This window comes from Shewanella mangrovi (genome assembly GCF_000753795.1).
Taxonomy (GTDB): Bacteria; Pseudomonadota; Gammaproteobacteria; order Enterobacterales; family Shewanellaceae; genus Shewanella; species Shewanella mangrovi.
The window spans coordinates 127,763-146,699 of sequence record NZ_JPEO01000004.1 but is presented as its reverse complement, the minus strand read 5'-3'; the positions used below and the strand labels follow the sequence as shown (position 1 = coordinate 146,699).

Genomic DNA, 18,937 nt, shown 5'->3' with positions numbered 1-18,937 from the left:
AACCTTTTGTTGCTGTTTCCCCCATGCAAATTATTGACTGCAGTCCGAGCCGACATGGACAGGCCATTCTGACGATTTTCAACGATGCCATTGCTAACACAACCGCGCTTTATGAATACCAACCAAGGGATGAGGCGCGTATTGCACAATGGTTTGCCAGCAAAGCTGAGCAACAGTTTCCAGTTATCGGCATGGAAAATAGTGCGGGGGAGCTGATGGGGTTTGCCAGTTATGGTCCCTTTCGCGGTTATCCGGCCAACAAATATTCGGTGGAACACTCAGTGTACGTCGCGAGTGAACACCGTGGACAAGGGGTGGCCAACGCACTGATGCAAGTCTTAATTGAGCGGGCTATTGCACAACAACTACATGTGATGGTGGGTGCTATTGATGCCAGCAACCAAGCCAGTATCAAGTTGCATGAAAGCCTCGGTTTTCAACATACTGGCACCCTGCCACAAGTCGCATTTAAATTCGGGCGTTGGCTGGACCTAGCGTTTTACCAGCGTATTCTGCCACCCCCCTCACAACCGATTGATGGCTGATTACGGTTTCAGTTTATAGCTGACTTCGACGCGATCATTGAACTTAACCGTACCATATTGGTAACTCTGATCGCTCGATGCTTGCTTCATCTCCGCCGTACTAAATCTTAGCTGCGCCACAGGTGTTTGCTCGAAGTAGCGAATCGACCATACACCATCAAGCTTGCTATCAAAGCCTTTTGCCAAGGCTTTGGCTTTCTGTTTAGCATCTGCAATCGCAGCATCTCGGGCTTGTAGGCGTAACTGCGTCTCTTTGCTCGATTTCAGGTTAATCTGGCGCACGCTGTTAAGTCCTTCGGCTAACGCTTTATCAAGCACTTCATTTAGCTGTGGCAACTTGAGCTGTAAAGTCACATCACGGCTGGCACGATAACCGACCAATACCGGTTGTTCATCTTTAGGGTAACGATACTCTGGAGCCAGATTGAGATTGGCGCTGCTAATATCCTGCTTAGCGACACCAGACTTAAGCAGACGCTCAACAAACAACGACACCGCTTTATCCGCCTGTTGCTTGGCAGCTGAAGCACTATCGCCTTTAGCGACTACGGCAACAGTGACTTCGGCCAGATCCGGCTCAGCTTCAATTTGGCTGACGCCTACGGTTTCTAACAAGGGAATATCGGCCGCAACGCTGGCATAGGCGCTAAACAATGTCGGTAAACCACAGATTAACGCTACTTTTACACCATTCAATTTCATGCAATGTTCCTTGAACCATTATGACTTGGTTTACGCTAGGAGAAGGTCGTCAATTTGGCAAGTGTTACTCAGCTTTTGTTCAGTCGCGCTTCAGGATGATTTTTAAGCACTCACGCTGTACCTTTTAACTGGCTGCGGTATAATCGCCGCCTTATTTTTCTGGGCCATTGGCTCAGCCAATTAATAGCATCGCGGAACGCCTATCTTGAAAAATTCAGTCGAGACTTTTGACCCAAAACAGACCACCACGCTGGAAACAGCGCAGAAAACCCTCGCGCAAACCTCTGGTACTGCAGACACTGTGACCAATGGTAACCGTATCGGTTTTGTCAGCCTTGGTTGTCCAAAGAATTTAGTGGATTCAGAACGCATTCTGACGCAACTGCGTATTGATGGTTATGAGGTGACAAACACCTATAACGATGCCGATTTAGTGATTGTAAATACCTGCGGTTTTATCGACGCAGCAGTTGAAGAATCATTAGACGCTATCCGTGAAGCGCTGGAAGAAAACGGTAAAGTGTTAGTGACTGGCTGTTTAGGTGCGAAGGAAAACCAAATCCGCGAAGTGCACCCTGACGTACTGGAAATCACCGGTCCGCACAGCTATGAAGCGGTGCTTGAGCACGTACACAAATATGTGCCAAAGCCAGACCATGATCCATTCACTTCACTGGTACCGCAAACTGGCGTGAAATTAACGCCCAAGCATTACGCCTATCTGAAGATTTCTGAGGGTTGTGATAACCGCTGTACCTTCTGCATCATTCCATCATTGCGCGGCGATCTCGACAGCCGTGAAGTGGGTAGCGTGTTAGATGAAGCTAAGCGTCTGGTGGAAAGCGGCGTTCAAGAAATTTTGGTCGTGAGCCAGGACACCTCAGCTTATGGCAAAGACCAAGGTGGCCGCACCGGTTTTTGGAACGGCATGCCAGTGAAACAAAATATCACTGAACTCGCTCGCCATCTGGGACAAATGGGCGCGTGGGTGCGCTTACACTACGTTTATCCATACCCTTGGGTAGATGAGTTAATCCCGCTGATGGCAGAAGGTTTAGTGTTACCTTATCTGGATCTGCCGCTGCAGCATGCCAGCCCACGGGTGCTCAAATTGATGAAACGCCCAGGCCGTATTGACCGTCAGCTAGAGTCGATCCGTAAATGGCGTGAAATCTGCCCGGACTTAGTGATCCGTTCTACCTTTATCGTCGGTTTCCCGGGTGAAACCGAAGAAGACTTCCAAATCCTGCTCGACTTCCTCAAAGAAGCACGTCTGGATCGCGTTGGTTGCTTTAAGTACTCGGAAGTGGAAGGCGCTGCTGCCAACTCACTGGGTGAAGCGATGATCAGCGAAGAGGTAAAAGAAGATCGCTATATGCGCTTTATGGAAGTCCAAGCAGAGATCAGTGCTGAACGTTTAGCGCGCTTAGTGGGCCGCGAACTGGATGTCCTGATTGATGACGTCGACGAAGAAGGCGCTATTGGCCGTTGCTACGCGGATGCACCTGAGATTGATGGCATGGTGTTTATTAATGGTGAAACTGAGTTAGCGCCGGGAAATTTAGTGCGAGCCGTGATTACTCACTCAGATGAACACGATATGTGGGCAGAACTGGTAGATATGCCGGACGAAACTGAGATTGGCTAACCGCCATCGAGCAAAAAAAGCGTGCTACTGAGTACGCTTTTTTTATGCTGCTAAAATACTGGGCAGCAGAAAATCAAAAGGGGCAAAGCCCTTGTGTGCTTGCCCCTTTTGGTTGCGTTGTTTACGTTGAAATGCACCTTTACCTTTGCGAGCAGATTCTGTGCGGGTCCGAAATAGCGGACTGGTCACTGCCGCTTTGAGCGCGTTATCCATAATCTCTCCACGCCCAAGTTCATGTTGCGGCAGCGGCCGCTGTTTACGTTTTGCCATAGCAACTCCTATAAATTGTGCTAATACCGATATTGCTGTCATTCACGACATCTGTTTGACCACTGCTGAGCGCAGTTGTTCAAAAATCGGCCGCAATAGTACGCCAAGTGCGGCCAAAGTCCAGTGATTTTCAATTGTATTTACCCGCCACAATGCTATACATTGAGCGCTATGAGTTAACTGTCATCACAGGCAGTTCATCACCATTAAAATAACAATAGAGACAGAGTTTTCATGGCTGTTGGCGCAAAAGGATTCATTCGCTTAAGCTGGATATCATTTTCTTTACTGGCTGCACAAGTCGGTTTTTCTGCACATGCAGTGTCACTGAGCATTCCCCCATTAATGACGGCACCCGAGATGTTAGTGCAACTTAATCAGCAACTTATTCTGACTAAAAACGCCCCGGCGACCCTCAACTATTGGTGCAAAGGTATTCTTGCAGATGAGCATGGCGTCGAGGTAAGCAAGAGTGATGATGCTCATCCAGCTGCCAGTGATGAGATCAGAAAACTACTGGGGGTTGATGCCGCTACGCCAGTGCAGTATCTAAAGCTCAATTATCAATGTCACCACAAAGTGATTGCAGTGTTTGAACATTGGTATTTGCCGCAACTACTGCCAGCAAAAGTCAAACAACTATTATTGCAGGATAGCGTCAGTTTGGGGCGAGAATTACGTCGTGCCGGTTTTTACCGCCAAAGCATCAGTAACAAACCTATGTGGCCGGATTCTGGCGCATTACCCACTTTCGTGCTGCAACATCAGGCACTCTGGTACCGTAGTGATAAGACGCCGTTTAGCCTAGTGAACGAGCATTACACTCGCCAACTGCTGCCACTGGCGCAACAAGGACAGGTATCCCCCTATTAAAAAAGGCGCCATCAGGCGCCTTTTTCCAATATGTCAAAGAATCAGCGCAAGATTAATTACCCGCGATCTTCATCTCGTCCAGTAAAATCGCACCAGTACGAATCGAAGAACGCATCTCGCGATCACTACTCACCGCCACCATATTGCGATACATATCTTTTAGATTACTGGCGATAGTAATCTCTTCAACCGGATATTGGATTTCACCATTTTCCACATAGAAACCAGCAGCACCTCGAGAGTAGTCTCCGGTAACCGCATTCACACCCTGCCCCATGACTTCGGTGACCAACAAACCTGTTCCCATCTGTTTCAGCAACTGCTCAAGCGTCTTACCGCTGTCGGTCACCGTCCAGTTGTAAATGCCGCCCGCATGGCCAGTATTTTTCATACCGAGTTTACGCGCTGAGTAACTGGTTAGCAGATAGGTTTGCAGCACACCGTCGGTCACAATGGCACGATCTTGCGTAGCAACCCCTTCACTGTCGTACATTGCGCTGGCGAGACCGCCGCGCAGATGCGGTTGTTCCTGAATCGCAAACCAATCGGGGAAAAGCTGTTGCTGCAGAGAATCCTGTAAGAAACTCGATTTACGATACAAACTAGAACCGCTGATGGCACCAATAAAGTGACCTAGCAGACCAGCCGCTAACTCGGGAGCAAAAATGACGGGCAGTTTACCCGTTGGCAGCTTGCGGGCGCCAAGACGACTAACCGTCTTTTTAGCCGCGCTACGACCAATCTCTTCCGGTGATAATAAATCCGCATAGCGACGAGCAATGGCGTAATCATAATCGCGTTGCATGTCGCCCTGTTCATCACTGCCAATCACGACACAGCTCAAACTATAGCGGCTGCTACAGTAACCATGTAAAAAGCCATGGCTATTACCATAAACTTTAATGCTGCTATGGGAGTTGGCGGTCGCACCATCGGAATTGGTCACCCGCGGATCAAACGCTAACCCAGCCGCTTCGGCAGCAATCGCCAACTCAGCTAGCTCTTCGGCGGTACTGTGGCGTGGATGATAAAGATCCAACTCTGGAAACGCTGTAGCCATCAGTTCAGCGTCTGCCAATCCCGCAGCAGGATCTTCACTGGTGTAACGGGCAATACCGTCGGCAGCCTGCACCGCTTGGCGAATCGCTTCAGACGACAGATCTGATGTAGAAGAGTTGCCTTTATGCCCATCACGATAAACCGTAATGCCTAATGCGCCATCCTTATTGAACTCAACGGTTTCCACCTCTTTCAAACGGCTGGAAACACTTAAGCCTTGCTGTTTACTGATGGCCACTTCAGCGGCACTGCTGCCCAGACTACGGGCATATTCTAGTGCTGTGGCCACCGCATCTTGCAGTGCCGACAGCTCGGAATCGATGAATGGAACTGACACTGTGCAACTCAACTCTAGAAAATAGTGGTCGTTAGCATAGCAAACCCATGCCGCGTTCTCATATACAAAACTGACGAAAGCGCAGGAAAATCGGCGTCAGTGCAGACGAAATTTCTTTCAAATGCTACAATCAGCGCGATTTCACTGGAAAGCAGAGCTATGAAAATCGTCGACGATTCCGAACTGTTAAAACAACCCTTTGACCATGATGATGAGTACGTCAGTAAATCCGCAATGAAACGCGAAAGTACGGCGGCTCAGGAGCTCGGTGCCCAGTTGCTGGCATTGGGCAAAGGCCAGCTAGAACGCATCCCGTTGGATGATTCACTGCTGGATGCATTGGCGCTGGCGAAAAAAATTAAACCCAACACTGATGCTCATCGCCGTCAGGTGCAATATATCGGGCGCTTAATGCGTAATATCGATTTAGAGCCGATAAAAGCTGCGTTGGACAAAGTGCTCAACCGTAAAAACCAAGTTGCCGCACAAGCACAAATCACCGAAAAACTACGTGATAAATTGCTGGCTGAAGGTGATGCGGGCGTCCAAGAGCTGCTGCAGCAATATCCAACACTGGATCGCCAAAAGCTACGGCAGTTGGTGCGTCAGGCCAATAAAGAACTGAGCAAGAGTGAACAGAATGAATCCGCTGCTGCGGTCACCTTGTTTAAGTATCTGTTAGCAGAAACCGCCGAGTGATTTCGGCGTTCAGCACATTTGAAGCGCTAGCCATTGGCTGGCGCTTTTTATTTTCAGGTCGCCGACAACGCCTGTTGTCGACGACGTACGCCCCACACAGCCAGCAATAAGTAGCCAACACACAAGCCCCAGAGCTGCAGCCACTGTGGCATGATCTGTTGCCAATCGGCGCCCATCTGATTCAGCTCCAACATTGCCATCATACCGGGAATCGCCGGGACTAATTGAGATAGCCAAATCAATGGTTCAGGGATCAGGGTTAACGGCCACACAAAACCACCAACAAACAAAATCGGCATTGATGTCAGAAGCATCACTTGGGTGGGCAGATCTCGTCGATTGAACAACGTGCTGAACGCCATCCCCGCGGCCGCCGTTGCTAATAGATAAGGCAGCATTAATAGCAGCACTTGACTGAGCGAAGCTTGCCGCCCGACATCATAGGCGTAAAAACACCAGCCAATGTAAAAGGCGCTGAAAAAGGCATACAACAAGGTAAACGAGGCCACGCGTAAACAAACTGTCGTCAGCGGCGAAAACTGTTGCCAATAGCCCGTTTGGCGCCACTGCCCCGCACCCAGAATTCCCATACCGATAAACAGTGTTTGGTGCAAAATCAGCAAAAACAACCCTGGAACCACATAGCCCGGATAGCCTAAGCCTTGGTTAAACACGGGCACATCATTCAGCGCTATCGGCGCGACTTGTTTGGCCGCAGCAGCTGGCAATACGCCATGGGCAAGCAGCCCCTGCAGTTGAATTTGGCCACTCACATCAAGACCTGCAGTGGTTAAGCCACGCACAACCGCGGAGTAGATGAGAAAATAACTGGCGTCACCGGCAAACCCGAGCGTAACTTGCTTACCACGCAGCAGATCGCGGCGAAAGCCTTCTGGGATCAGCAGTATGCCTTTGGCTTCATCACGATCAATCATGGCCTTGGCCTCAGTGACCGAGTTGGCGCGCGCGACGATCGCAACCTGAGCATTCGCATCAGCATAGCGGATCATCTGTCTTGATAATGAAGAGTTGTCGAGATCCACCACGACCACCGCTTGCTCCGTCGCGACCTGATGAATATAAGGCAACGGATAGAGAACAGAGTAAAACAACACGCCCCCAAACAAGGTCAAGGCAATCGCCTTATCACGCACAATGGCCAGTAAATCGGTGACAATCCAACGCCAATAGTTCATGAGGTGGGCTCTCCCACACCTGCAGCGACGTTTTGTGGCCGACGCTTATACGCCAATAACATGGCAGGTAACAACAGCAAAAGAAATCCGGCCATACCCGCACACTGTTGCCACATCAAGGCCACATTACCGTAGCTAACTAAGCTAATTTGCGCCTCCATATAGTGACTGGATGGCATCAACAAACGCCACAATTTGGCCAATTCTGGCATCTCAGCTGTCGGAAAAGTAATCCCCATGTAGGCAAATGCTGGCGCAAATAACGCGGTACAGAAACTAATAACTCGGGCACTGTCCGCCAGCAGAAAGAAGATGGTGGCCACCCATAAACCGACAGATAACAGCAGACACAACTGCACCGGTAGCAACCACAAGAGTTGCGCAGCAGGTAAGCCTAAATATCCGTAGAGCAAGGCCAACATAAATTGCCCATGCAACAACAAAATAGGCAAATAAATTAACGACTTGGCAGCGATAATTGGCCACCAGCCCACCTGATAACTCTGTTGCCAACGCTCAGGTTTTAATTCTTTATTCAAAGCATTGGCGAAAATAAGCATCGCCAACAGCTGCCATAACGCCACTAAGATCGGCGGCACTAAGAAGCCGACGTAATTGGTATTGCGGTTAAATAACGCAGTGGTTTGCGTGGTCATCGGTTCAATATGGGGGGCAACTAATTTTGCAGGTACACCATGAGCAATCAGCGATTGCCGCGATAATTTGCGCAGTCCATCCGCTAACGACAGACTCAGCTGTGACGACAGGAGTTTCCCCACCAACAAAAACTGACCATTGTAACGAATGTCGATTTGCGGCTGTTGCCCGAGCAACAACTCGCGACGTAAGCCGTACGGGAAAGTGACCATGGCAAACACGTCACCCTGGCGCATCGCCGCGATTGCCTCGCTTTGGCTGGTAAAACTAATCACCTGATTCACCGGGCTCGCATCCAGTGAGCGCTCCAGCATACGACTGACACTGGAATGATCTTGATCCACGACGGCAACAGGGAGTTGCCTTGGCAAGCCAGCAGAGAACAACCACCACAACAGCATAAAACCGAGCAGTGGAATATAGCTAATCAACGCCAGTTGCCAGTTGTCCTGCTTTAGCAAGCGAAGCTCGCGCCGCAGCAAAGCGCGCATTACTCGGCTCCGTCCAACAGCACTGTCATACCAGCACGCAGATCGGCGATGGGGGCGCTAGGACGCAGTTCCACCTCAAAGGTGCGCATATCAAAATCATGGCCACTTTCGGTGGCGCGCCACGTCGCGAAATCGCCTAGGGCACTGATATAACTCACCTTAAACTCAAAGGATTTACCCAGCGCCGGAATACGTAACTGTTTGGTATCGCCTTGGTGGAACTGCTTAAGCGCATCTTCACGGACCTGAAATATCGCCCAGCTATCCTGCATATCAATCAGGGTGACCACCGGAAAACCACTACCAGCTAATTCACCCGGTTGTAGTAACACTTCGGTAATTTCACCGGTTTTAGGCGCGCGCATCTGGCTATCGGCCAGTACAGCATTGACCTCTTGTACCGCACCTTCTGCTCGCTTAGCATTGCCAGCCGCCGCCACTTTCTGTTCGCTGCGGGCGCCCTCTTGTGCCATATCAAACATCGCCTTGGCGGCTTGCTCTGTGTATTTAGCCGCTTGCCACTGAGTGTAGGCTTCATCACGTTTTTGCCGCGCGACGACGCCATTCTGATAGAGGTTTTCCACGCGATCATAAGTGGTTTTTGCCAGCTCGGCGGCAGCCTTGGCTTTTAGCCATTGCTCGCGCGCTGCGGCAATTTGCTGTTTACGAGCACCGTTATCGGCTTCTTGCTGAATAGCCTGCGCCGACTGCAAAGCCCCGCTGGCTTGCACCAGCTTGGCATTCAGTTCAGGACTGTCGATAGAAAACAGCAGGTCGCCAGCATTGACCGCATCACCACGACGAACCATCACTTGGTCAACTCGGCCAGCAACTTTGGAGGACACATTGTATTCACGGGCTTCAATCTGCCCCTGCAGCGGCTGTGACGTTGGTGTATAAGCAAGCACCAATCCATAAATCAGCGCGGCGGCAATGCCACCTAATGCAACGGTTGCCAGTAGTGGATTAGCGCGCATCCATCATCTCCTGCTGTTTACTATGTCCAATAAAATCATCCAGTTGACCACTTACAGCCATCAAATGTGCATAGCTTTGTAGATAGCGGTATTTGGCCGCCAATTGTTTGGTATTAACGGCGCTTAGTTTCAGCTCAGCGTCGACTCGCTCAACCGACGTCGCCAGCCCCTGATTAAAGGCGAGCTCACGTAGTCGCAGGTTTTCTTCGGCTAACTGACGTGAAGTGTCCAGCGAATGGATCTCTTCTGCCGCTTGCTGCATCTGCCGATAGCTCTGATCTACCAGCAAACTTAAATCCTGAGTAGTTTGTGCCTTGGTATAGCGCGCCTGAAGTAATGCACTCTTGGCCGCCAGCACTTTGCCGCTACGACCATCGCGACTGATCAAAGGCACTCGCACCCCAACGCCCACCATCCAGTCAGGGGTCATCTCCGACAGTAGGCTATCGTCTTCATAGAGGGTGTAGTTACCGTAAAGATATACCGTAGGTTTGTATTTGCCGTATTCCATATCGATCAATCCCTTGGCCTGCTGCTCTTTGGCATTCAGCAACTTAAGCGCAGGGTGCTGAGCCAGTGTCAGCTCTGTCACTTGTGGCAAAGACGGTGGAGTACGCAACACAAACATGGGCGTACTGGTCTCCGCTTCAGGCGCATGTAACAGACGTCGCAGCGCTATCTCCGCCATTTCACACTGGCGTTGTGCACTGCCAAGCGTGACTTTGGCATCGTCCAGAGCCACTTCAGCGTTGAGTCGCTCAACTTTCGCTATCTGCCCCTGTTGCTCCATTTTTAACGCATGCTGATAGTGCGTCGTCAGTGAGTCGACCAACTGCTGTTGCGTCACGACCAGAGATTGGCTCACGGTGACCGCGTAGTACCGGTCAACCAGTGTGGTGAACAACTCGCGCCGAGTCAGTTCCTGCTGCTCTTGCTTCTCCTGCAATTGCGCTTTACGAATCGCCTGCGCCGCACTGATCTGGCCGCCGGTATAAATGGGCCACATCGCCTGTAAGCTGGAGTTAAACACCTCTTGCTCGGTAAAGGGAGTGACAAACATTGAATGAGGAATCGCCGCAAAAATCGCGGCAAATTGTGCTGGTAGCGAGGACAGGTCCATCGACGCCAACGGATTGAGTTTGGTGAGATCTAACTCCAGCGGCTTTTCCAGTCGAGTATAGCTACCGTTGAGAGTTAATGAGGGTAAATAGAGATCTTTAGCCGCTTGCTGCTGAGCTTCGGCAGCGGTGACTTGCTGACCATCGGCCGCTAACTTATCACTAACCTGTAGCAGTTGCTGCCAAGCATCCGCCAGACTGACGGGCGCAGCCTGTGCCAACGGCAGCCATAACAGGGCCAGCATACTCACTATTTTGTTGCGCTTCATCCATACCTCTAGAGTATTTACTCTAACTCCGTGTAGATAATATCACTGGCACCTGATAGATGCCAGCGAGCCAACAAGGGTCAACGATAAGCTGTGATCAGGCAGTACCGCCAACCGTCATACGGTCTAGTTTTAGCGTGGGTTGTCCCACACCTACGGGAACGCTCTGGCCATCCTTACCACACACGCCCACACCTTTATCCAGTGCCAAATCATTACCGACCATTGAGATCATGCTCATCGCTTCAGGGCCGTTACCGATTAAGGTGGCACCTTTCACCGCTTGGGTAATCTCGCCGTTTTCGATCAAATAAGCTTCTGAGGCAGAGAAAACAAACTTGCCGGAGGTGATATCCACCTGACCGCCACCAAAGTTCGGCGCATAGATGCCTTTCTCAACCGAGGCGATAATATCTTTAGGATCACTTTTACCTGCCAGCATATACGTGTTGGTCATACGTGGCATCGGCAGATGCGCATAGGATTCGCGACGACCATTGCCGGTAGGTGCTTGCCCCATCAAGCGGGCATTGAGCTTATCTTGCATATAGCCTTTGAGCACGCCGTTTTCAATCAGCACAGTGTGATGCGTTGGTGTACCTTCATCATCAATACTCAGTGATCCACGGCGATTTGGCAGCGTACCGTCATCCACCACAGTTACTAACTCAGACGCGACCTGTTGACCAATGCGACCACTAAAGGCACTGCTGCCCTTGCGGTTAAAGTCACCTTCCAAGCCATGACCAACCGCCTCATGGAGCAACACACCTGGCCAGCCCGCACCCAGCACCACTGGCATTTCACCAGCAGGAGCATCAACAGCGGTGAGGTTAACTTGCGCTTGGCGTACCGCTTCACGAGCAAACGCGAAACACATTGGCAACCCATCATCGGCATTGGCCATCAGCACGCTATAGTCGTGACGACCACCGCCACCAGCGCCACCGCGTTCACGACGGCCATTGTCTTCAATAATCACCGAGCAGTTAAAGCGTACTAACGGACGAATATCAGCCGCCAGCGTGCCATCACTGGCCGCCACCAAAATCTCTTCATAAACACCGGCAAGGCTCACCACAACTTGAATAATGCGGCTATCGAGACTGCGAATATAGGCATCAGCCTCTTTTAACAGGGCGATCTTGCTGGCCTCGTTAAGTGCCGCAATCGGATCTTGTTCCTGATACAGAGGTTTTACGCCACGACGTTTCCATGCCTGTACCTTGTGCTGACCGCCGCTGACGGCAATGCCACGCGCAGCTTCGGCTGCAGCAGTCAATGCATTGGGGGTGATTTCATCTGCGTAAGCAAACCCGGTTTTTTCACCGCTGTTAGCACGCACCCCCACACCACGCTCGATATGAAAACTGCCTTCTTTAATAATGCCGTCTTCCAGCACCCAAGACTCATGACGACTGCCCTGAAAATAGAGATCGGCAAAATCAACTTGGTGCTGATGGATATGTTTTAGATAGCCCTGCAGATCTTCGAGATCGAGTCCTTGCTGTAACAGGCTGTCGCCAACTTGAGTTAAAAATGGCATGAATACACTCTCACTAGAACTTGGGTTCTGGTTGATAATTATTTTCTCGGCGTCGCCAGCAATTGTGGCGCTGCAAATCGATTATGCTGGCAGACTGGCATATCTTGACGAACTTTAGCAAGTAGCTGTTTATCCAACTTGGCTTGCACCCAGCCCGTACCTTCGGGCAGTTGCGCGACGATTTTTCCCCACGGATCGACAATCATCGATTGTCCCCAGGTTTGTCGTCCACCTTCGTTATGCGCGCCCCATTGTGCGGCCGCTAAAATATAGCATTGCGTTTCAATAGCCCTAGCACGCAACAATACTTCCCAATGCGCGGCGCCAGTGACCTTGGTAAAGGCCGCTGGCACAATAATCAGCTCAGCACCTTGCAAACGTAGTGCTCGAAACAGATCGGCAAAGCGCAAATCGTAACATACTGTCATGCCCAAATGGCCAAAAGGGGTTGGCACTACGGAGATACGCTCACCAGCGCAAAAGGTATCACTTTCCCGATAAGCGCCAGTGTTATCACTCACATCGACATCAAACAGATGTAGCTTGTCGTAGCTGCCCAGCTCGCTACCTTGATCATCAAACAAAATGCTACGGCTGTACACCCGGCCATCGCCACTGGTAACAGGAATGGTGCCTCCCGCCAGATAGACATGGTATTTCTTGGCTAGCGCGGCTAAGTGCGCAAACAGCGAATCGGCCCCCTCAGTGGAGGACAATGCCAGTTGTTCACCTTCATGGCCACCGAATAACAAACTGCATTCAGGTAATACCACCAGTTGTGGTTCATCGGCAGCTCGCGGTAATTGTGCAAGCTGCTGTGCGATAAAGGCGAGATTTTCAGGCGGCTTGCGGCTGCTTTGGCACTGTAACAGACTGACTTGCATTGGGCTGTTCCTCGGTCTCTGTTGCTGGCGGCTTAGGCGTTGATTTCGGCGTACTGGTTGCAGGCGTTGGATTAGCAGTTGGCAATGGCACCACATTGGTTGGAGCAGCTTGCTGGGGAGCAGGCGTTTTTTCTGCTGCTGGGGTTAGCGTGTCATTACCGCTGCTAGGCGTTGCTTCTGTTGCTGGCGCTTCACCTTCTGCATCTTTACCATCGCCACGTTTATCTTCCGGCAAAATGCTCTTTGGAATCTCAATTTCTTTGCTCTTACGCTCCAGCTCTTCAAGCTTAGGATTCTCCATAGTGCCAGTCAGACGGAAACGGATTTCAGAGATCACCTCAATCACAGGCTCCAATACTTTGGTCAAGGCAAAGGCGCCAATCCCCATCGTCCAGGCACTGGTACTGAGCAGCACTACAGTCGGCACACTGGAGGCTAGTTTGGGGGCAAAACGAATATCATAGTTAAGGCTCTGACTGACGAGGTCTGTGTAGCCGCGTACTTTCATATTACCGGCCACCGCATCCATTTCGGTGTTGGTGGTTTTGAGCATGCCGTTATCCAGATGTAAATCACCACCAAAGGTATTGAAATACAGCCCTTTACCAAATACATCGGAGAAGTCGAGCGACAACTTACGCAGCAAAGAATCCAAACTAAACAGCGAGAAAATACGCGCGCCCTTGTCGCTAAGCTGTTCCATGTGCCCTTTGCCGAGATCAAAACGCACATCACCATTTAAACTTGGCAAGTTAAAGGCTGTGGGGCTACCGTGCCAGTCCAGATTCGCGTTGAGTTTTAACGAGGAATCTTTTACACCGGGATTCGCATCAAAGATCGCGGCAAGCTGCTCAAAGTTCGCCGAGTCCACCGTAAAGTTCACTTTGGTCAGGTTTTCACCATCTTTCGTTAACCAGTCACCCTGCCCCTGCAATTCCCCCTGCGGAGAACTCAGCGAAAAAGTTTGAATATGGTAACCATTGTCAGACGGCGCGCCCTGCAATGCCAAGTGCCCTAAGGCCCGGCCTTGATAGCTGAAATCATTAATATCCACTGCCAGCGGCGGCAGTTGCGATGGCTGAGTCGCGCTGCTGTCAGTGGTGGTAGTCGTTGGCGCCAAAGGAATAAGATAAAGATGATTCGCAACGACTTTTAAGCCTTGGTTCCACCAGTCCGGGAAAATATCCACGTTGCCAGCGAACTCCGGCGCATCAATGTTAAACATCCATGACTGCTCTGTGTCATGCGCATCGAGATTTACATTAGTGAACTGATGTCCCAGCATCGATAACTGCTGGACGCTACCGCCGATCCCTTTCAGTGGCGGGAAGAAGCCACGCACTTTCGTAGCAGGCGCCGCCGGTTCGCTAACCGCTGTAACACTGGTGGGTACAGTCGCCGCTTGGGTCGCAGATTGCGTGTCATTCACAAACGCTTCTATCACTGGCTGCCACGCATCAAACTGGGTATCGCCTAATGCCAGCCAAAGTTTACCGTCTTGCTTGGTCAGCTTATCGCCACTGCGGAACGGGCGCCCGAGCATGACATCGTAACTTTTAAGATTGTCGGCATCGACATCAAAGCTGCCCCAGAATTCCGCCAGATTAGCCATTCGAATATCAAGTGAGGCCTGTTTATCATCGCCTAACAACTCGGCCGTAGCGGTGAGCGGTTGCCCAACCGCTTTATTAAACGGCGCAGGCATAAGCAAACTGCTGTCGGTGAGATCGGCATCAGCATTCGCTTGCACGCGAAAACCTGATTCATCAAAAATCAGCCGTAAATTCCCTTTCCACGACATCTTACCCGCATAAAAAGATGTCAGCGGATTATTAAGCTCCGCCGGCAAACGGTTGAGATCCCACTGACTATTCAGCTTCACATTCACACCAAAGTGCTCATTTACCCTACCAGTATCAAAACTCAGCTGAATAGGCTGTTGGTACATCAGTCCACTGAGCTTTTCAGTGGAGATTAATTCGTTATCAATGCTCACTTCACCGTTAAGTTTATCGAGCAGCACGCCTGGCTTGCTGAGATAAACCGGCGTATTATTAAGTGCCACCTTGGCTTTGACGTCGGCAACGCCGCCAACATAAAGCGGAATATTGAGATGTAATTCGCCATCGATGGCATCACGGATCTGCACTATGTTGAGTGTAGAACTGACACTGGTAAGCGGTGACAAGTTCATCACGTCAGTCACGGCTGGACCGAAGGCGTGCAACTTAGCATCGACATGCAGTTCGCTATGCGCCTCCATGCTCGGAATTACGATATCCGCTCCACTGATATCGACCTGACGCAACATCCCTTGCTGAACATGCAACCGCATCGCGGCATTTTCAAATAGTGCATCAAGTTGCAATTTATCCGCGGCTGGCCAATCTGGTTGAAACGCGTAGGTGCCCTGCTGCAGGGTAAAGCCGGCTTGGAATATCCCTTGATGTTCGTTATATGGAAAATCTGTTAACGCACCACGCCACACAACGGCGGCATCGTCGCTATGGCCTGCTTTAATCGCACTGGTGAGATAATCGCTAAGACTTTCCCCCATCGCCTGTAGCGGAAAATAGCGATGCGCATGGGCTAAATCATGTAGCTGCAGCGCTGCCGATAAACTCAGCGTCGTATCGTCGCTGAAGTCCAATGCGGCGCTGGCCGCGAGACTTAAATCATCATTGTGCAGCTGTAACTCAGGCACAATCAGGCGCTGACCTGCCACATCAAAGCCTCCAGTAATGGCGTCACTCTCAAACCGCAACGGCGCACTAAACTGTTTAGCAAAGTCGAGCTGATATTGCTGTTTAGGCAAACGAGCACTTAAGAAATCACCATGCAGCGACAGCGTTGCGTCGATAGTGCCACTGCCAGGAATTGCGCCGGAAGCTTGCCAACTGGCGGCCTTTATTGGTGCATTGAGTTGAAACTTATTATCTGGGCCTTGATAGAGGTTGACCTCTGCAATCTCGCCCTTGGCATTTAACGCCAGTAACTGCTGGGTTGTGGCAGGGCTGACACCGGGGATTAATGGGATCAGAGGCCGCAATGCCATTAGCTCTATCTTGCCAATATGACCAAAAAATTGTGTGCCACGCTGCTGCGCTTGCACGGTAAAATCCTGCCACGGCTGCTGATTACTGCTAAACGCTAGTCGTTGACTGCTGAGTTGCCATCCATCAGCCGTAGTTTGCCAGAGGAAATCGCCACCATTAATGACAAAACTCTGTTGCTCGTTATCCTGCTGCCAGTCTAACGCTGAATGCCCTAACCTGATTAAACCGCTGCCCACAGCACGATGATTCACGTCAAACCATGCTTGCAGATTGACCACGCCCTGCACCGGAACCGACAACGGCTCATTACGTGCCTTACTGCGATCCGATGCCCAAGCGCCGAGGTTTAATTGGTTAGCCGCCAGATAGAGCTGACCATTGATGCTGTCGGGGTCATAACCATCACCGGATAGATCCACGTTCAGACTAAGATGCTCACCGCCCGCAGGTGTATCATCAAGATACAAGGCACCACTGGCACGATGGCGCGTGCCATGATTCAGCCAGCGTAATTGACGTAAGTGGATAGGTTGATACTGATGTGACGTCGACAACAACTGCACCGTCGCATCGTCAATCGCATATTGTTCCAGTTGCTCCAGCAGTAAGGCATAAAGCCAGTCCATATTGCTCGTGCTAGCTTGTTTGCTGTCGTTGCTACTGGCAGGCGCTGCGAGTTTATCGAGATCTAGCGAGAGAAAAACATGGCCGAAATTGACGTTTTCCACTTGAGGTTTTAGCGTCAGCAGGGTTTGCCAGAAATCGAGTTTGATCTGAACATTCTGCACCGACAACGTCAGTGGTAGCTCATCCTGCTGCGGTAACTCAACCGAGGCCACACTCACCGATGGCCCGTAAGCTTGCCACTTAGCTGACAGCTGCCCGAGTTGCACTTTAACGCCATACTGCTGTTCAACGTACTGCTCAAGGCGCAGTTCATCAAGTTGTGGCAGTAAGCCGCGAATAAGACTGACCATCAGCGCGAATAACACCAATATCAGTGCTAAAACTTGCCAACAAATACGACCAATCTTATAAGGACAAAGACGTAGCTTCACTAAACCATCACCACATCAAATTTGCTTTGTACATACATGGGTTCACACTGCAAGCGAACTCGTTTACCGATATAGACTTCTAGTTCCGCCAGCGAGTGGGCCTCATCGGCTGCAAGGGTTTCATACACCGCTGGCGCGCAATAAATTAAAAACTCATCGGCTTTATAAGTACGATCGAGGCGAATAATCTCACGGAAGACTTCATAGGAGACGGTTTCCACCGTCTTCATTGAGCCTGCACCGCGACAAGCAGGACACTCGCCACACAATACATGCTCCAAACTTTCGCGCGTACGCTTGCGGGTCATCTCTACTAGCCCTAAGCCGCTAAAGCCGGAAATATTGGTTTTGACTCTATCTTTGGACAAGGCATTGGCGAGACTGTTCAACACCCGCTCTTTATGTTCCTCGTTGGTCATGTCGATAAAGTCGATAATGATAATGCCACCGAGATTACGCAAACGTAGCTGTCGTGCAATCGCCAGCGTCGCTTCCATATTGGTGTTAAAGATGGTTTCTTCAAGATTACGATGGCCGACAAAGCCACCGGTGTTGATATCGACCGTGGTCATGGCTTCGGTCTGATCGATGATCAGATAGCCACCCGACTTCAACTCAACCTTACGCTCTAAAGCACGCTGAATTTCGTTTTCAACATCATAAAGATCAAACAGAGGGGACGGCCCGGCATAATGCTCAATCTTACCAGCCACATCCGGCATAAACTCTTGCGCAAACAACTGCAATTCTTCGACAGTGCTGCTGGCGTCGACCTGAATGCTATCCAGCTCCAAACCAACAAAGTCACGCACGACCCGCACTGGCAAGGCTAAATCTTGATACAGCAACATAGTGCCCGGGCGTTTTCGCCGTTCGCTGACTTTAGCCCATACGCGGCGCAAGAATGCCGCATCTTGTCTGAGTTCCTCTTCACCGGCGCCTTCGGCAGCGGTACGAATAATAAAGCCACCATCTTCATCGACAAACGGCACGGTAATGTCTTTGAGGCGAACCCGCTCCTCTTCCGACTCAATCCGCTGCGATACCCCAATATGACTGGAGCCCGGCATAAAAACTAAATAACGCGATGGTAGAGTAATATCGGTGGTGAGACGCGCACCTTTGGTGCCGAGCGGATCTTTCACCACTTGCACCATAATGTCTTGCCCTTGGCGCACTAGCTCGGCAATGTCACGCACGACGAAGTTGCCTTTCTCAATATCGGCAACACATTCGGTATGAGGAAAAATATCAGAAGCGTGCAGAAAGGCGGCTTTTTCTAGGCCGATGTCGACAAACGCCGCCTGCATGCCAGGCAGCACACGGCTGATTTTACCTTTGTAGATGTTGCCGACGATGCCGCGTTTCATGCGGCGTTCAATATGCACCTCTTGCAACACACCATGTTCGATCAAAGCAACTCTAGCTTCTGTGGGAGTCACGTTGATCAACAGCTCAGAGCCGGCCTTACGCGGCGCTGTCTTGCTATTGAAGAAACCACTGGAACTCACAATGTACCCCTGCTGAATGCTGATCGTTTGATTCTATCGGT

At 50.7% G+C, this 18,937-nt stretch carries 15 protein-coding genes; 4 read left to right on the top strand and 11 right to left on the bottom strand.

All coding sequences use genetic code 11. The features are described from left to right. The first annotated feature begins 23 nt into the window (after positions 1–23). Positions 24–545 (top strand): GNAT family N-acetyltransferase, encoded by a 522-nt coding sequence (locus HR45_RS08095; RefSeq protein ID WP_037441741.1) that lies wholly within the window; start codon positions 24–26, stop codon positions 543–545. Here HR45_RS08095 and HR45_RS08090 read toward each other — a convergent pair whose 3' ends face one another. After that, the gene (locus HR45_RS08090) at positions 546–1,247 is read right to left on the bottom strand and encodes an oxidative stress defense protein (protein WP_037441738.1); all 702 of its coding nucleotides are present in this window, start codon (positions 1,245–1,247) and stop codon (positions 546–548) included. It abuts the gene before it with no gap. 205 nt (positions 1,248–1,452) lie between these two features. Between HR45_RS08090 and rimO the strand changes: the two genes are divergently transcribed. Then, positions 1,453–2,895 carry a 30S ribosomal protein S12 methylthiotransferase RimO gene (gene rimO, locus HR45_RS08085; RefSeq protein ID WP_037441736.1) on the top strand — a complete coding sequence of 481 codons (1,443 nt, stop codon included), beginning with the start codon at positions 1,453–1,455 and terminating at the stop codon, positions 2,893–2,895. Between the two features lie 42 nt (positions 2,896–2,937). On the opposite strand, the gene HR45_RS08080 is transcribed toward rimO, so the two are convergent. After that, positions 2,938–3,165 carry a ribosome alternative rescue factor ArfA gene (locus tag HR45_RS08080; RefSeq protein WP_037441734.1) on the bottom strand — a complete coding sequence of 76 codons (228 nt, stop codon included), beginning with the start codon at positions 3,163–3,165 and terminating at the stop codon, positions 2,938–2,940. A 234-nt stretch (positions 3,166–3,399) separates the two neighbouring features. Between HR45_RS08080 and HR45_RS08075 the strand changes: the two genes are divergently transcribed. Beyond that, positions 3,400–4,038 carry a hypothetical protein gene (locus tag HR45_RS08075; RefSeq protein ID WP_037441731.1) on the top strand — a complete coding sequence of 213 codons (639 nt, stop codon included), beginning with the start codon at positions 3,400–3,402 and terminating at the stop codon, positions 4,036–4,038. 52 nt (positions 4,039–4,090) lie between these two features. On the opposite strand, the gene pmbA is transcribed toward HR45_RS08075, so the two are convergent. Continuing rightward, positions 4,091–5,434 carry a metalloprotease PmbA gene (pmbA, locus tag HR45_RS08070; protein WP_037441730.1) on the bottom strand — a complete coding sequence of 448 codons (1,344 nt, stop codon included), beginning with the start codon at positions 5,432–5,434 and terminating at the stop codon, positions 4,091–4,093. A 159-nt stretch (positions 5,435–5,593) separates the two neighbouring features. Here pmbA and yjgA point away from each other — a divergent pair, with 159 nt between their 5' ends. Next, positions 5,594–6,133 carry a ribosome biogenesis factor YjgA gene (gene yjgA / locus HR45_RS08065; RefSeq protein ID WP_037441729.1) on the top strand — a complete coding sequence of 180 codons (540 nt, stop codon included), beginning with the start codon at positions 5,594–5,596 and terminating at the stop codon, positions 6,131–6,133. A gap of 53 nt (positions 6,134–6,186) precedes the next feature. Here yjgA and HR45_RS08060 read toward each other — a convergent pair whose 3' ends face one another. The 8 genes from HR45_RS08060 to rng form a co-directional block, all read right to left on the bottom strand. Further along, positions 6,187–7,329, bottom strand: coding sequence for an ABC transporter permease (locus HR45_RS08060; RefSeq protein ID WP_037441727.1), 1,143 nt, complete (start codon positions 7,327–7,329; stop codon positions 6,187–6,189). After that, positions 7,326–8,477 carry an ABC transporter permease gene (locus HR45_RS08055; protein WP_037441725.1) on the bottom strand — a complete coding sequence of 384 codons (1,152 nt, stop codon included), beginning with the start codon at positions 8,475–8,477 and terminating at the stop codon, positions 7,326–7,328. Before HR45_RS08055 ends, HR45_RS08060 begins: the two co-directional genes overlap by 4 nt. After that, positions 8,477–9,454, bottom strand: a complete 978-nt coding sequence (locus tag HR45_RS08050) for an HlyD family secretion protein (protein WP_037441722.1) — start codon at positions 9,452–9,454, stop codon at positions 8,477–8,479. Before HR45_RS08050 ends, HR45_RS08055 begins: the two co-directional genes overlap by 1 nt. Further along, entirely contained in the window at positions 9,444–10,841 is a 1,398-nt protein-coding gene (locus HR45_RS08045) for a TolC family protein (RefSeq protein ID WP_037441720.1), read from the bottom strand. Before HR45_RS08045 ends, HR45_RS08050 begins: the two co-directional genes overlap by 11 nt. 97 nt (positions 10,842–10,938) lie before the next feature. Beyond that, entirely contained in the window at positions 10,939–12,387 is a 1,449-nt protein-coding gene (gene tldD / locus HR45_RS08040) for a metalloprotease TldD (RefSeq protein ID WP_037441718.1), read from the bottom strand. 38 nt (positions 12,388–12,425) lie between these two features. After that, positions 12,426–13,271 carry a carbon-nitrogen hydrolase family protein gene (locus tag HR45_RS08035; protein WP_037441715.1) on the bottom strand — a complete coding sequence of 282 codons (846 nt, stop codon included), beginning with the start codon at positions 13,269–13,271 and terminating at the stop codon, positions 12,426–12,428. Beyond that, positions 13,225–17,385 (bottom strand): YhdP family protein, encoded by a 4,161-nt coding sequence (locus HR45_RS08030; RefSeq protein ID WP_037441712.1) that lies wholly within the window; start codon positions 17,383–17,385, stop codon positions 13,225–13,227. Before HR45_RS08030 ends, HR45_RS08035 begins: the two co-directional genes overlap by 47 nt. Continuing rightward, the gene (gene rng, locus HR45_RS08025) at positions 17,385–18,896 is read right to left on the bottom strand and encodes a ribonuclease G (RefSeq protein ID WP_037441710.1); all 1,512 of its coding nucleotides are present in this window, start codon (positions 18,894–18,896) and stop codon (positions 17,385–17,387) included. Before rng ends, HR45_RS08030 begins: the two co-directional genes overlap by 1 nt. Positions 18,897–18,937: the final 41 nt, after the last annotated feature.